The following is a 14,690-nucleotide window of genomic DNA, read 5'->3' on the forward strand; positions in this document are numbered from 1 at the left end:
GCGTCTAGTTATCCGTGTTAACGCCAGCTCTGTTGAGCAAAAACTGAGACAACATCGGTACCGGACGGCCCGTCGCACCTTTGTTTTTGCCACTCACCCAGGCTGTGCCGGCAATGTCCATGTGTGCCCAGTTGTATTTCTTGGTGAATCGAGACAGGAAGCACGCAGCGGTGATGGTGCCCGCAGGGCGGCCGCCAATGTTGGCCATATCCGCAAACGGGCTTTCGATCTGCTCCTGATATTCATCCCACAGTGGCAGACGCCAAGCTTTGTCACCGCTTTGCTCAGAGGCATTCAGTAGCTCATGGGCCAGAGGATTGTGTGTGCTCATCACACCAGAAGCGTACTTACCTAGCGCAATCACACACGCGCCGGTAAGTGTGGCCACATCTATGACCGCTTCAGGCTCAAAGCGCTCGACGTAGGTGAGTGCGTCACATAGCACTAAACGCCCTTCTGCGTCTGTGTTCAGCACTTCAACCGTTTGTCCTGACATGGTAGTGAGAATATCGCCAGGGCGATAAGCATTAGCATCAGGCATGTTCTCGCAGCCCGCTAGTACGCCGATAACATTGAGTGGCAGATTCATTTTGGCCAGCGAGTTCATCACGCCTAATACGCCTGCAGCGCCGCCCATGTCGTATTTCATCTCGTCCATGCCGTCGCCAGGTTTGAGAGAAATACCGCCGGAATCAAAGGTCAACCCCTTCCCGACTAACACGATGGGCGCCTGCTCACTATCTGCACCGCGATAGTGAATAATTGACATAATGGATTCATTGTGTGAGCCACGGCCAACCGCCAGGTAACTGTGCATACCGAGCTCTTCCATCTGCTTTTCGCCTACTGCCTCAACCGTGATCCTGTCATGACTTTCGGCTAATTCTTTTGCCTGTTCTAACAAGTAAGCTGGATTACAGATGTTCGGTGGCATGTTGGCAACATCTTTGGCCACACGCACGCCGTGCGCGACCGCCAGGCCATGCTCAATGGCTTGTTCGCCGGTTGACAGCTCCCGTCTGGTGGGCACATTAAACACCATCTTACGTAACGGTCTGCGTGGTTCGCCGCGTTTGGTCTTGAGCTTGAGGAAGGTATACAAACTGTCCTGCGTGCTTTCTACCGCCTGACGCACTTTCCAATAGGTGTCACGGCCTTTGACATGTAATTCTGTCAAAAAGCAAACGGCTTCCATCGAGCCAGTCTCGTTCAGGGTTTTAATGGTTTTAGAGATGATTTGCTTATACTGTCGCTCGTCGAGTTCTCGCTCTTTTCCACAGCCCACCAGTAGCACACGCTCGCTGAGCACATTAGGCACATGGTGTAGCAGCAGCATCTGTCCGGCTTTTCCTTCCAGATCGCCCCTGCGCAGCAGATTGCTGATGTAACCACCGCTGATGTCATCAAGCTGTTCAGCGACGGCAGTCAAACGGCGTGGTTCAAATACACCAACGACAATACACGCGCTGCGCTGCTTCTCAGGGCTGCCACTTTTAACGCTAAACTCCACGATTTCACCTCTTTTTCTTATTTATTCAGCCATCGGTTTCGTTAAGTAGGTGACAATATAGCGAACCAAGAGCTAGAATTATGTTCTAATTGAGCTTTGTTACTGTGCATGATGTGCGTGCACAATTTGTCACGAAATGTCGATCCTGACGTGCCTGAATAAACCGGATACCAGCAACAAAACTTGTGAAAACACTAAGTTTACCTAAAAATTCGCAGCTTGCCACGAAAAACCCCACTTTTACGACGGTGACAACGTGCTGATATTCCGTTATTTGCTTAAAGAAACGCTAAAATCCCAACTCGCCGTTTTTCTGATTTTAATGACAATCTTTATCACTCTGAGATTCGTTCGGGTACTAGGTGACGCAACGGATGGTGATATCCCAGCCGGACTGGTGATGGGGTTTATTGCCTTATATAGCCCGGTACTTGCGTCACTGGTTTTGCCCATCAGCCTGTTTCTGGGGGTGATGTTGGCCCATGGCAGATTATATGTGGACAGCGAAATGACCGTGATGCGAGCCTGTGGCATTAGCGAGTGGTACGTGGTCAGGGTGATGCTGGTGCTTGCTGTGTTGATGGGACTAGTGACGGCCAGTGTCACCATGTGGCTCGCGCCGCTAGCTATAGAAAGTGAGTACCAACTTAGAGAAAAGGCCGCTAATGAGGCGGGCTTAGCTGCGTTAGTGCCAGGAAGATTTCAGCAGACCGGAAATGAAAAGGCCGTGATCTTCGCGCATGAGGTTGGCGACGAGAACAACCTGCAACGAGTGTTCTTATCACAATACGGTTCGGATGATACTAAGCAGGATATCCATGTTGTCTATGCACAGAGCGGTGAAGTTGAACTGAACAGTAATGGTGCACAGACTTTGGTGCTTAAAGGCGGTGTTCAGTACGAAGGCGAAATGGGCAAGCGTGACTACCAACTGGTTGAGTTTGATGAATACCGAATTCAAATCAGTGAACAGACAGGCACCGAAAACCGCCGAAAAATGGAAGCTGTCCCCACATCAGAACTGTGGGGTGACGACACAATTGAAGCGATCGCTGAGCTGCAATGGCGTATTGCTATCCCCTTATCCATTCCCTTTCTTATCCTGGTTGCCGTGCCACTTAGTGCGGTGGATCCAAGACAAGGGCGATTCGGTAAAATGTTTCCAGCCATTTTGCTCTACATGGGGTATTTTTTGCTATTACTGGCCAGCCGCAGGGTGCTTGAAGATGGCAAGGTTCCCAGCCAACTCGGTCTATGGTGGGTGCACATCGTCATGCTTTTGATTGGTACAACGCTGATTGCCAGAGATCGTAAAACGGGTGTGCGTGTCCGAGCCTTGTTTAGCAGGAAACGCAATGTTTAAAATCCTCGATCTCTACATCGCCCGCACATTAATCGGCACCGTATTAACGACATTGACGGTGCTGGTTGGCCTCAGTGCGCTGATTAAATTCGTCGATCAGTTGAGAAAGGTTGGTCAGGGCGATTACGACATGATGATCGCAGGGATTTATGTGCTACTTAGCTTATCTCGTGAAGTGGAGCAATTCTTCCCCATGGCCACGTTACTCGGTGCACTTATTGGCATGGGCGTGTTAGCGAATAACAGTGAATTGACTGTGATGCAGGCTGCCGGATTGAGTCGCTGGAATATCATTACATCAGCTATGAAGTCAGCCGTGGTGATGATTCTGGTGGTAATGGCGATCGGCGAGTTTGTTACGCCAGTGAGCGAAACCAAAGCCAAAGAAATTCGAACCGAGGCCATTTCTGGCGGTAGCCTGTTTTCTGGTGATCGGCTGGTGTGGGCAAAAGATGGCGATAACTTTGTCAGTATTGGCGAAGTTGTTGATCAGGACCAGCTCAACGAAGTGAATATTTATCGCTTTAACGATGCACTTAAACTCGAGCAACTTCTCTCCGCCCGCCAGGCACTGTTTGATGGACAGCAGTGGCAGCTGCAGGATGTTCAGTACACCTATTTTGATGACCAGCAGATCCGCAGTGAACAGATAAAACAGAACTCCTGGTTAAGCTCACTCACGCCAGACAAGCTTGGTATTGTTGCAGTAAAACCCGAGGCGCTATCGATCAGAGGACTGTTGGATTACGTGCGCTATTTAAAGAATAACCAGCAAGATCCAGCTCGGTACGAGCTGGCACTGTGGCGAAAGGTTCTGCAACCGGTCACCGTGAGTGTGATGCTGTTGGTAGCATTGTCATTTATTTTTGGACCACTGCGTAGCGTGACCATGGGCGCCAGGGTCATCATGGGGGTACTGACCGGGTTTGGTTTTTACATTGCCAATGAGGTATTCGGCCCGCTGAGTCTGGTCTATCAGATCCCGCCCGTGTTTGGCGCCTTATTGCCAAGCGTTGTGTTCGCAGGTATTGCTGCCTACTTACTGCGTCGTTAGACGGTTACCAATTCTTATGGTCGTTAGCCTGTTTTGACAGGCTAAGCACTTCCATTTTGCTTACGCGATCCTGCAGCGCCAACTTCGACCTGAAGTCGACAAGTGCCAGCAGTGTTCCAATACCGCCAAGTGACGCCAACATTCGCAAAAGCAAGCGCGAATAAGTGACCGGTTTGTCATTGCTACTAAACAGGCGCAGTCGCCACGCCCGCATGCCTAGCGTCTGTCCTCCATGCTTCCAGAACCATAAGAAAAAACCGACAATCCATATACCTACCCACAGCTGCACGATCCCGGTATAGAGTAATGACGCCTGAATAGCCTGTGACGCATGTTCATGACCTAGCTTATCCAATACATCATTTTCTATCAGCGCGACCATTACACTGGTAATCACCAGTGCCGCACACATGCCAACAGCGGTGGCAACCAGCGCATCGTAAATCATAGCGGCAAGGCGACGAAAAAAACTTGCCCGTGGAAATGGTTGTGGTTGTTCTGTCATACTTCTCAATAGATGTTTTTTTCGCGCGCAGTGTAGCACGAGAATACCGTTCATTGTTGGATACTGAAACGCTCTAAATATGATCAAACTAACCCAATACAGCCACGGTGCGGGGTGTGGCTGCAAGTTATCACCTGCGGTGCTAAAACAGATCCTTGGTAGTCAGATGAATGACCTAAGCGATCCGAACCTGCTGGTGGGTAATCAAAGTAGCGATGACGCGGCAGCGTATGATATGGGCGATGGTAAAGTCATTCTCAGTACCACCGACTTTTTTATGCCAATCGTCGATGATCCCTTTGATTTTGGCCGTATCGCCGCGACGAATGCGATCAGCGATATTTACGCAATGGGAGGGAAACCATTGATGGCCATTGCTATTCTGGGCTGGCCTATCAATAAGCTGGGTCCGGAGGTCGCGGCGCAGGTTCTGGAAGGAGGTCGCAAAGCCTGTGCTGATGCAGGATGCATGTTAGCTGGCGGTCATAGCATTGACTCACCCGAGCCCATATTCGGCCTGGCAGTGACCGGACAAGTTAGCAAGCAAAGCCTTAAACGCAATGATACCGCGACGGTCGGATGTGAACTGTTTTTATCAAAGCCGTTGGGGATTGGCTTGCTCACCACGGCAGAAAAGCAGGGAAAATTACTTGATGAGCACAAGGGTTTAGCGACCCAAATCATGTGCCAGTCTAACCGCCTGGGACAGTATATTTCAGACATGGCTGGCATTGCTGCGGTAACGGATGTAACAGGTTTTGGCCTGCTGGGTCATTTGATTGAAATGATGCAGGGCAGCGACCTGTCAGCATCCGTTAAGTTTTCGGCAGTTCCAACCGTTTCAGGTGCCTTTGATTACATTGAAAAGGGCTGTGTACCCGGGGGCACAGAACGTAACTTCTCCGCTTATGGTCATCATGTCAGTGCGCTTACTGCATCACAAAAGGCCTTATTGTGCGATCCGCAAACTTCAGGCGGCTTATTGATTGCTGCGCAAAAGCATGCGGTTGAAGAGCTCAGGGCAACAGCCCAGCGACTCTCATTATCTCTGACGCGCATTGGCGAAGCTCTGCCGTTTGACGGTCACTATCGGGTACAGGTGCATGACTGAACGTGCTGACATGCAATTTTTTCAATCATTGTTGTTAGATGCTGTGCCGCTTATCGATACACGCTCACCCGGTGAATTTGCTCGCGGCGCCTTCCCCTGTGCCGTAAACTTACCACTTATGTCAGACATAGAAAGAGCAAAGGTAGGCACCTGTTATAAACAGCATGGTCAGGAACAAGCCATTGCACTTGGTCACGAACTGGTTAGCGGCATTGTTAAAGCACAGCGTGTGCACGCCTGGCAAAGTTTTATCAGCACTCATCCTGACGCCTATCTTTATTGTTGGCGCGGCGGCTTGCGCTCGCAGATAGTACAGCAATGGCTAAAAGAGGAAGGTGTAGACATTCCCAGGTTGCCAGGTGGATACAAAGCCTTGCGCAACTTCATCCTGCAGCAGGTGGAAGTATTGTCTTCCTCACAACCGTTTGTGGTGATTGCTGGTTACACGGGTTCAGGTAAAACTGAACTGCTTGCACGATGCAGACCCAGTATCGATTTGGAAGGTCTCGCGCGACACCGCGGTTCAGCATTCGGCACGCGCGTCGCGACACAGCCGTCACAAATCAATTTTGAAAATAGCCTAGTGATTGATTTGCTGTGTAAAGCTCAATATCAACCAAGAGCCATTATGGTTGAGGACGAAGGTGGGTTCATCGGCAGCTGCAATGTGCCACTGTCGCTACACAATGCGTTTCAACACAGTGACGTAGTACTTGTGGATGTGCCATTTGAGCAGCGTGTCGATACGATTGTAAAACTTTACATCGAAGACCTGCTCAACGAGTGCAACGCTGAGGATCCCGAGCAGGGGATCAAAAAATTCGCCAGCTTATTGAGTAACTCTCTGGCAAGAATAAGGAAGCGTTTGGGCAATGAGGCATATCAGCAGGTCGAAAAAACGCTTAAATACGCCATTGGTAAAACACAGGAAACCGGGCAATTTGACGCCCATAGAGAATGGATAGCAGAGTTACTTACCCGTTATTACGACCCAATGTATGACTATCAGCTGGAGCGCAGCGGCAGAACGGTAATATTCAAAGGAGATAAGGATGCCGTTTGTGATTGGTGGCATGACTATATCAATCGATAGCCCGACACAGTCAAGACAGCGCATTAATTCGCCACTCAGACAGCAAGTAGAGAGAGTAACTAACAAAATACTTGCACCGTAAAGGTGTGTCGATATAATGCGTCCCTCTCGATTCGTTAGCTCGGTTCGGGAAAGCACATCTATCAGTGCCAGAGTGGCGGAATTGGTAGACGCAGCGGATTCAAAATCCGCCGCCCGCGAGGGTGTGCCGGTTCAAGTCCGGCCTCTGGTACCACTTTTAGCATGTGCAGCACAAACCGACATTAGTCGGTTTTTTTGTGCCTGTGGTTGATGGCTGAACCAATCCATTGAGCATTAACCAGCCGGCACTTCCTGTGCCGTCGTTCGCCCCTTTTCGAGTGATTACTTATCACTCGAAATCTGCAACGCAGACCGGAAACTCACCCTGCTTTCGAGCGGGTTTTGTTGTTTTTGGGGCATGGCCGGCACACATGTGTGCCGACTCGAGGGCGAGCCCCATCAAGTCCGGGCCTCTGGTACCAAACTGCAAACCTTTATCATAGCCATTTAGTGGCTAATGTAGGTAATATTGATGTGCTACAACAAGCAGTAATCAATTTACATCGTGATTACTCGAATACACTTCAAACTGGCTACTACCGGTTTTTTTCGCTTCATACATAGCCTTATCAGCGTGATTGAACATGGCTTGACAAGATTTGGCGTCAGTAGGAAAAATGCTTATGCCTATGCTCAGTCCAATAACTAAAGACTTGCCTGCCACCTGATGTGGTAAACGAAAGGCACTTAAGATTTTCTTAGCCACTCTTTCACAGTCGCTTACGTTGACAATTTCTGTAAGTAATACGGCAAATTCATCCCCGCCATATCGACTCACAGTGTCACTAGCTCGAATACAAGAGGCAAGGCGTTTCGAGACAGACTTGAGCAGTTGATCTCCTGCTTCGTGTCCCATTGAATCGTTAACTGATTTGAAGTTATCCAGGTCGACAAACATCAGACCAACTTGGTGATTGTGTCGGACTGCCAAACTGACAGCCAAATTTAATCGCCCTGTTAAAAATGCGCGATTAGGCAGGTCTGTTAACCAATCATAGTTAGCCTGATGGTGTAATTCCACGTAATGCCGGTCAACTTTGCGCATTACCATCACTGCCCCATCCCTGTCGTCCATACAATCTTTGTATGAACTGATAGTGCTTATAACGTGGGTCCTAAGACCATCATGATTAACTAGTGTCGAGTCCAAACAACGTGAGTGTGATAATTCTCTGGTAAAAAACGCTTCTAATGTTTCTCTGCTGCTGTTACCCGTCCCATCAGTGTCAAACTCAACTATGGCTGTGAGGGGTGTATGTAATGCCTCGCTTTTACTTAGTCCCATAAACCGCTCCGCCGCGCGGTTTATGTAAGTCATTTTACCATGCTGGTCACAACTTATTACTGCTTCCTGCATGGTTGCCAAGATCTTTCGTTCTTGGCTTTGCAAACCATCACGCAATAACTTGGATGGTCTTTCGAGTCCACATTGAATAAATTGCGCCCACATGTCTAATGTCCTCGTTAAGCACTCACGACATAACAAGAAGTTGGCGGGCAGAAACTGTAACAGAGTTTGTGGAATCATCGACATGAGAGTTGATGAAATCGGCTCAACGGCACCGTCAGTGTCAGTGTCAGACACAATTATCAGTAACTCGACGTTTTGAGCACAAATAATCGGCATGACATTTGCTACCTCTTGCGTGAATGAGAGGCGCGCACCCGGTATACGTAGGGCCAGCTCTCTACTCAGCATATCCGCTGAATCCTGATCTTTAATCACGCATAATATGTCAATGTCTTCTTTCACCTAGCGGAATATCCTGTTTAAAAAATCGCGTTCGGGAGCTGTCTACCGATAGGTTAACCTGTCCCTTAAACTAGAAATATAACCACCGAACACTTGCTGAGTTGCGAAAAAACATCTTAAACTCCGGCGTAAAATACTCGAACAAGTGCCATTCCAAATACTAAGTTTCGGCTTGTTAACAATAGTTGTCTGTTCGCTAGCGAACATTGAGCCTCGCTAAGGTAATCCATTTTGTTCATTCATTGTAACGACTGCCCCCTTCACAAATCTGTCTACTGATATCTAATGTTGGTTGAAGGGCGTTAATTTTCTCACTGTGTTCGCTATCGCACAGATAGTTATCTAACGGTCGTTTATGTTCACCCTACCGCCAATAACTTGCCTTAAAAAGAAGCTTCTTATGAACCAGGAAAAAAACGGCGTTAGCAATACCCGAAACATTTTATTCGAGCCAAAAAGTCAAGATAGCGCTAAAAGCGAGTTCTCAAATCCTTATTGGCCAAAAGCATTAGTGCAACAAGAAAGAACTTACACAGAACAAAATATGCGAAAACCAATAAAAGAGGGGTAACCGGTGAATGAATTAACCACCCCACAATTTTTCTTGTTAATGGAACAACATCGTTAAAGCGCAATGGTTTCACTATCTCATCGGCAAAGTACATTTTTGAGCATCGGCTTGACGAAGAATAAAGTAATGGCGAAAAGTCAGTGTTGTAATGGCATTTCAACTCAGAGATAAAAGTGAAGTATTTAATGAACTCGTCGCATTTTCAGCCGACTGACAACAAATTGCTGATGGCTATGCCTGATGAGAGTAAACATAGAGTTTATCCTCATCTAAAATTAATCGAACTCACATTGGGCCGTGTTTTACACGAGGAAGGACAACCCGAGTCTATCGTATATTTCCCAGTTGATAGCATTGTATCTCTGGTATCTGTTATGGCAGACGGCTCTTCAGCGGAAATATCTGTGGTAGGACGAGATGGTTTGGTTGGAATAGCCGTTTTTATGGGGGGGGAAAGTACGCTCAACCGCGCAGTAGTGCAAAGCGCAGGGTTCGCGTACCAATTACCAGCAGAATTGTTATTGTTTGAATTTAATAATAATCAGGCAATTCGTATGGTACTGCTTCGCTATACACAGGCACTTATTTCCCAAATGGCCCAAACTGCAGTTTGCAATCGACATCACTCTATTGATCAGCAGCTCTGCCGATGGCTTCTCATGTCTTTGGACCGCCTGTCTAATAATCATTTGATTATGACTCAAGAACTTATTGCTAACATGCTAGGGGTAAGGCGAGAAGGCGTTACTGAAGCAGCAGGAAAACTCCAGAAATTAGGCGTAATCAGATACCAGAGAGGGCACATTACGGTGCTCGACAGGGAGAAATTAGAAGCACTTTGCTGTGAGTGTTATGCCACCGTACGAGATGAAACTGACAGGCTTGACACGTACTAATCGAGATGTGTTCTCGACTAAAACAGGATCGTGATGTGGCGTCTATTTAGTTGCCTTCTGCCGCGATTCCCGCCGAGCATTATTTTGTGGACGCATTACGGAGATCCGCTTTGAACGATAAAGACGCTCAAATTATGCGACATCTGGGGATAACAGAATCTTTCGTTGCTGTTTATCACTACAAGGGCTACTGCTATAGCAAACTGGTGGATGCAATTAACTACGCGGCAGAAGATGTTTTGAAGGCATCGAGCATGAGCGAGGAGAATGCTTCAAGTGAGGATGAAAACGTTAGTTAATTCACTGCTTTCTGATAGCCGAGGGCGAGCAGAACAGCTACCTCAGTCCCCTATTGACTGGATAACACATCCATTATCTCGTTTCATAAAAATTGAAGCAGCAGCAGGGCTTATCTTGCTTCTTTTTACACTTTTGGCACTTTATTTTGCTAACTCCGAATTTAGCCAAAGTTTTGCTGATATATGGAAAACAACAATCGGTATCAATATTGGCTCAGTAGTGTTTGAACGTTCTTTGCACAGCTGGATAAACGATGCCGTAATGACGCTTTTTTTCTTTTTAATAGCGCTTGAACTGAAGCGTGAAATGGTGTTGGGAGAGTTACGTAAGCCGAAACTTGCAATGCTATCTATTTCGGCAGCAATAGGCGGTATGGCTGCACCTGCAAGCATTTACCTTTGTTTGCAACTCGGAGATGCTGGTCAGCACGGCTGGGGAACCGTTATGGCGACGGATACCGCGTTTGTTATTGGTTGTCTGGCACTGTTAGGAAAACGAATACCCAAGAGCATGCGAGTTTTCATGTTGTCGCTGGCTATTGTCGACGATCTGGGTGCAATTATAGTTGTTGCGCTAGGGTATGGTAATTCGATCGACTTGTTCTTTATGGGGGCAGCCTTGGTCAGCATTGCAGTTTTGCAGTGTATGTCTTTTTTAGGGATCCGCAGTGTCCTCCTGTTCTGCATTACCGGCACTATTCTGTGGCTATTTCTGGATGCTGCTGGCATCCACCCTACCGTCACGGGTATTGTACTTGGCTTAATGACACCGACAGTTAGATGGGTAAGCGACAACCGTCTTCACGATATCATCAATTCTCTAAGGGCCCCATCAGACCACGTTAGCAAACATAGCAGCCGTGTGCATAACAAGCTTTTACAAACTGCTGAAGCAGCAGCGCGTGAAGCGATGTCGCCGGTGGAGCGGCTTGAAATCACGCTACATCCTTGGGTCGGCTTTGTCGTCATGCCTTTATTCGCGTTTGCCAATGCTGGCATCCCATTGAATCCAAGCGATATTCCCAGTGCGATAGCTTTGGCAGTTTTTCTTGGTTTCGCTATTGGAAAACCGGTAGGCATATGTTTACTTAGTTGGCTTGCAGTGCGGCTTAAGCTTGCAGAGCGTCCACCTGATTTGTCATGGGGGTTAATCTTGGCAGGGGGTATTTTGGCCGGTATTGGTTTTACCATGGCAATATTTATCGCCAACCTTGCTTATTCACCTGACCAGATTAATGCGGCCAAATCGGGGATACTTTCTGCATCTGTGTTTTCCTCTATAGTAGGGATCGCCGTGCTTTTTATCGTCACCCGAAAAACCAGATGTGAACTTGAGCAGATATGAAACGGTTTAATGTCGTGCACCAAACAAATTATGCGTACCCTTACCCTGTCCAAATGCAAGCACATACACTCCGACTGAGGCCTCGTGAGGGCCATGACCAGCATATCGAGTCATCTCAACTCACTATAAGTCCCGAGGCAAATCTGAGATGGATCAGAGATGTGGAGAGTAATTCAATCGCTGTAGCCACTTTTACAGAACCAACAGACCATTTGTGGATTGAGACGGTAACGATTGTGCAAAAGTACGATGAATCTCCATACGACTTCCTCATCGCGGACGATGCCGTATCTTACCCTTTTTCATATCCTTTGGACGACAAGGTTGCTCTCACACCATATTTCTGGAATGCGCTTAACAGTGACCCAAAACATTTAGACAAATGGGTAAAAGTGATATGGATTAAAGAGCAACCTATTCAAACTTTCGAGTTGCTGCTTTTACTGAACCGACAGATTTACGAGTCGATTCGTTATGTAAAAAGAGATGAGGAAGGTGTTCAGAGCTCATCTTCTACACTAAAAAGCAATCAGGGCTCTTGCCGGGATCTGGCAAATTTATTTATTGATACTGCTCGTTATCTAGGGTTCGCAGCAAGGTTTGTGAGCGGCTATGTTTATATTGGACCAAACATAAGCGCTCCAGGCACAACTCATGCCTGGGCTGAAGTGTATATCCCAGGCGCTGGATGGAAAGGCTTTGATCCAACCCATGGAACATTAGTAGGGGTTAATCATATTGCGGTATCTGTTAGTCTGCTTCCTGAACATGTGCCACCAGTGTCTGGGGCTTTTTGGGGACTCCCTGATGCCAATTTGGAGGTAAGTGTGTGGGTTACTGAAATACATTAATGGATGCCATTGTTGATATTCATTCAAACACACTGCCGGATTAGCGAGTCCTTTCTGTCAGGTTGATTACGTAGCTTTTGATAAGAATTTAAGCTACTAAGCACTAGCTGCCCCAGCATCGTTTAATGTATCTGGCAACACTAGCCTTCTAGAGCGTTAATCATATCCTTTATCAAATCATCAATATGCTCGCAACCCACACTCAACCGAATAAGCCCCGGAGAAACATCATCTGTGCCCCAACGGGCACGTCGCTCAGCCATCGTATGCAAACCACCAAAACTGGTTGCTTCGAATACTAATTGGCTCTTTTCTAAAAATAAGTCAGCGGCTTGTTGCGAGCCAAGATCGAAGCTCAACATAAACCCGTAATGGGCCATCTGCTTGGACGCTATTTCATACGAAGGGTCGTGCTTTAATCCTGGGTAGCGCACGCTTTTGACTTTGGGGTGAGTATCTAACAGCTCGGCGAGCACTTGCGCATTTTGCACCATGCGCACCATTCTGACATCCATGGTCGCTAACCCCCGGTGCACCAGCCAGGTTTCCATCGGACCGGGGATGCTGCCTGACAGCTTTCGCCACAGGCGAATTTTCTCTATCAACGCCGATTCGTTGGACGATACATGCCCAAATACCACATCGCTATGCCCATTGAGTGACTTGGTATCAGCGCACATGGAGATATCTGCCCCAAGGTCTAGTGGCTGCTGGCTGTGAATCGTCGCCGTTGTGTTATCAATGGCCAGTACTCCTCCGCAGGAGTGGATTTTCTGGGCAATCTCAGCAATGTCGATACAGTCAAGCAGCGGGTTGCTTGGCGTTTCTAACAACACCAATTTCACGCCCGTGAAATCATGGTTTGCCACTTTTGTGGTCTTCACAAATTCGATTTTAATGCCGTTTGGGATGAGGAATGATTCAGCAAACGCGCGGGTGGCATAGTAACCATCAGCTGGCAGAATGATTTTTTCGCCGCTTACCACTAACGCACTTAAAATTGCGGTTATCGCAGCCATGCCTGAAGGAAAGATAACCGTCTCTCCACCTTCCAGTTCAGACAGTCCAGCCTCTAGCGCCGTCCAGGTTGGATTGCCAAAACGCGCATATTGATATTCGGCGGAGTTTACGTCTCCAGACAAATGATAAGTGCTGGCAAATACCGGAGATTCGGCGAATGACTCTCCTTGCGAAGGGACAGGCAATCCTGCATGAACGAATTTAGACCCAGTTTTCATAGAATCTTTCATGGATTTCTTTATTTTATTCAACCTACCCGCATCATAAATGATATTTTCATGCCATATAACAATTACACTTTTGAAAGTGGTACTGTGCACTAAACACTGGTCGTGAATGTTTCAATGCAATCCGTTTTTATTACCATCCTTTGTACTGTTGCTGCACTTATCGCATTTGCAGCAAATTCTGTGCTATGCCGTTTAGCTCTGGGTGAGGGTGCTATTGATCCAGCAAGCTTCACCGTCATCAGGCTTGTATCAGGGGCTATAATGCTGGGCGTGATTATGATGGTCATGCGGATAACCACATCGAGGCGACGAATTGAGGAAAATAGAGCGAAGATACAAATTGGGCTAAAAGACTGGTATGCCCCTGCCATGCTGTTTACCTATGCATTAGCGTTCTCCTATGCCTATGTCCATCTCAACACCGCAACGGGTGCATTGATTCTATTTGGCTCGGTACAGCTTTCTATGACCATGAACACTATCTTAAAAGGGCAGCGGCCAAGCTTGCAAGAATGGGCAGGTATTGTCATCGCGTTCTCGGGCTTGGTCTATTTAATGCTGCCTTCCGTACAGCAGCCGAGTTTGGTGGGGTTCGTATTAATGGCTATCTCGGGAATAGCGTGGGGTATGTATTCAGTGGTGGGGAAAAAAGCCACCAATCCCACCGTCGATACAGCAAAAAACTTTATCCGTTCCATACCGTTCGCTATCGCCTTACTGATCCTGACATACTGGCAATTTAATCTGTCTTTTCAAGGTGTCTTGTTGGCTATTGCAAGTGGTGCAATCGCATCCGGAATGGGATACGCCATATGGTATATGGCGATTAAGGGGCTAAAAGTCACACAAGCTGCAGTTGCACAACTTTCCGTGCCGTTAATTGCAGCAGTGGGGGGGATTATCTTTGTTGATGAAACCTTCAGTACAAGTTTAATGATCTCGATGCTGCTCATCCTGGGAGGCATCAGTTTAGTCGTATTTTCCAAAACCAAATAACAGCGGCACAGC

General features: G+C 47.5%; 14 protein-coding genes and 1 tRNA gene. 11 read left to right on the forward strand and 4 right to left on the reverse strand.

Translation table 11 applies throughout. The features are described 5' to 3' along the window. Positions 1–4 precede the first annotated feature (4 nt). On the reverse strand, positions 5–1,510 hold the full coding sequence (gene pepA / locus G441_RS0108590; RefSeq protein ID WP_026375973.1) for a leucyl aminopeptidase: 1,506 nt from the start codon (positions 1,508–1,510) through the stop codon (positions 5–7). A 256-nt stretch (positions 1,511–1,766) separates the two neighbouring features. On the opposite strand from pepA, the gene lptF reads away from it, so the two are divergent. Both lptF and lptG read left to right on the forward strand, forming a co-directional pair. Then, positions 1,767–2,873, forward strand: a complete 1,107-nt coding sequence (gene lptF, locus G441_RS0108595) for an LPS export ABC transporter permease LptF (RefSeq protein WP_026375974.1) — start codon at positions 1,767–1,769, stop codon at positions 2,871–2,873. Continuing rightward, a complete protein-coding gene (gene lptG / locus G441_RS0108600) occupies positions 2,866–3,927 on the forward strand; it encodes an LPS export ABC transporter permease LptG (RefSeq protein ID WP_026375975.1) in 1,062 nt (353 codons plus the stop codon). The genes lptF and lptG overlap by 8 nt, the downstream gene beginning before the upstream one ends. 4 nt (positions 3,928–3,931) lie before the next feature. Here the strand turns inward: lptG and G441_RS0108605 are convergent, their stop codons facing one another. After that, complete coding sequence (locus G441_RS0108605; protein WP_026375976.1) at positions 3,932–4,432, reverse strand: RDD family protein; 501 nt, start codon at positions 4,430–4,432, stop codon at positions 3,932–3,934. A gap of 79 nt (positions 4,433–4,511) precedes the next feature. Here G441_RS0108605 and selD point away from each other — a divergent pair, with 79 nt between their 5' ends. The 3 genes from selD (at position 4,512) to G441_RS0108620 (ending at position 6,871) form a co-directional block, all read left to right on the forward strand. Further along, positions 4,512–5,543: a selenide, water dikinase SelD gene (selD, locus tag G441_RS0108610; protein WP_026375977.1), complete on the forward strand. Its 1,032-nt coding sequence runs from the start codon at positions 4,512–4,514 to the stop codon at positions 5,541–5,543. Next, positions 5,536–6,636, forward strand: coding sequence for a tRNA 2-selenouridine(34) synthase MnmH (mnmH, locus tag G441_RS0108615; RefSeq protein ID WP_034474724.1), 1,101 nt, complete (start codon positions 5,536–5,538; stop codon positions 6,634–6,636). The genes selD and mnmH overlap by 8 nt, the downstream gene beginning before the upstream one ends. 148 nt (positions 6,637–6,784) lie before the next feature. Continuing rightward, positions 6,785–6,871: transfer RNA gene (locus tag G441_RS0108620), tRNA-Leu, on the forward strand. 339 nt (positions 6,872–7,210) lie between these two features. On the opposite strand, the gene G441_RS0108625 is transcribed toward G441_RS0108620, so the two are convergent. Beyond that, complete coding sequence (locus G441_RS0108625; RefSeq protein ID WP_026375979.1) at positions 7,211–8,470, reverse strand: GGDEF domain-containing protein; 1,260 nt, start codon at positions 8,468–8,470, stop codon at positions 7,211–7,213. 400 nt (positions 8,471–8,870) lie between these two features. Between G441_RS0108625 and G441_RS0108630 the strand changes: the two genes are divergently transcribed. The 5 genes from G441_RS0108630 (at position 8,871) to G441_RS0108650 (ending at position 12,432) form a co-directional block, all read left to right on the forward strand. Continuing rightward, positions 8,871–9,041, forward strand: a complete 171-nt coding sequence (locus G441_RS0108630; protein WP_156896319.1) for a hypothetical protein — start codon at positions 8,871–8,873, stop codon at positions 9,039–9,041. Between the two features lie 185 nt (positions 9,042–9,226). After that, positions 9,227–9,937, forward strand: a complete 711-nt coding sequence (locus G441_RS0108635; RefSeq protein ID WP_026375981.1) for a Crp/Fnr family transcriptional regulator — start codon at positions 9,227–9,229, stop codon at positions 9,935–9,937. Between the two features lie 110 nt (positions 9,938–10,047). After that, positions 10,048–10,236, forward strand: a complete 189-nt coding sequence (locus G441_RS0108640) for a hypothetical protein (protein WP_156896320.1) — start codon at positions 10,048–10,050, stop codon at positions 10,234–10,236. Beyond that, on the forward strand, positions 10,220–11,581 hold the full coding sequence (gene nhaA, locus G441_RS18300) for a Na+/H+ antiporter NhaA (protein WP_051275441.1): 1,362 nt from the start codon (positions 10,220–10,222) through the stop codon (positions 11,579–11,581). The genes G441_RS0108640 and nhaA overlap by 17 nt, the downstream gene beginning before the upstream one ends. Next, positions 11,578–12,432: a transglutaminase family protein gene (locus G441_RS0108650; RefSeq protein WP_026375983.1), complete on the forward strand. Its 855-nt coding sequence runs from the start codon at positions 11,578–11,580 to the stop codon at positions 12,430–12,432. The genes nhaA and G441_RS0108650 overlap by 4 nt, the downstream gene beginning before the upstream one ends. Positions 12,433–12,572: 140 nt before the next feature. On the opposite strand, the gene G441_RS0108655 is transcribed toward G441_RS0108650, so the two are convergent. Beyond that, positions 12,573–13,670: a cystathionine gamma-lyase gene (locus tag G441_RS0108655; protein WP_240485107.1), complete on the reverse strand. Its 1,098-nt coding sequence runs from the start codon at positions 13,668–13,670 to the stop codon at positions 12,573–12,575. 126 nt (positions 13,671–13,796) lie between these two features. On the opposite strand from G441_RS0108655, the gene G441_RS0108660 reads away from it, so the two are divergent. Then, on the forward strand, positions 13,797–14,678 hold the full coding sequence (locus G441_RS0108660) for a DMT family transporter (RefSeq protein WP_051275442.1): 882 nt from the start codon (positions 13,797–13,799) through the stop codon (positions 14,676–14,678). Positions 14,679–14,690: the final 12 nt, after the last annotated feature.

The organism is Aestuariibacter salexigens DSM 15300 (assembly GCF_000429145.1).
In the GTDB taxonomy this organism is placed as follows: domain Bacteria; phylum Pseudomonadota; class Gammaproteobacteria; order Enterobacterales; family Alteromonadaceae; genus Aestuariibacter; species Aestuariibacter salexigens.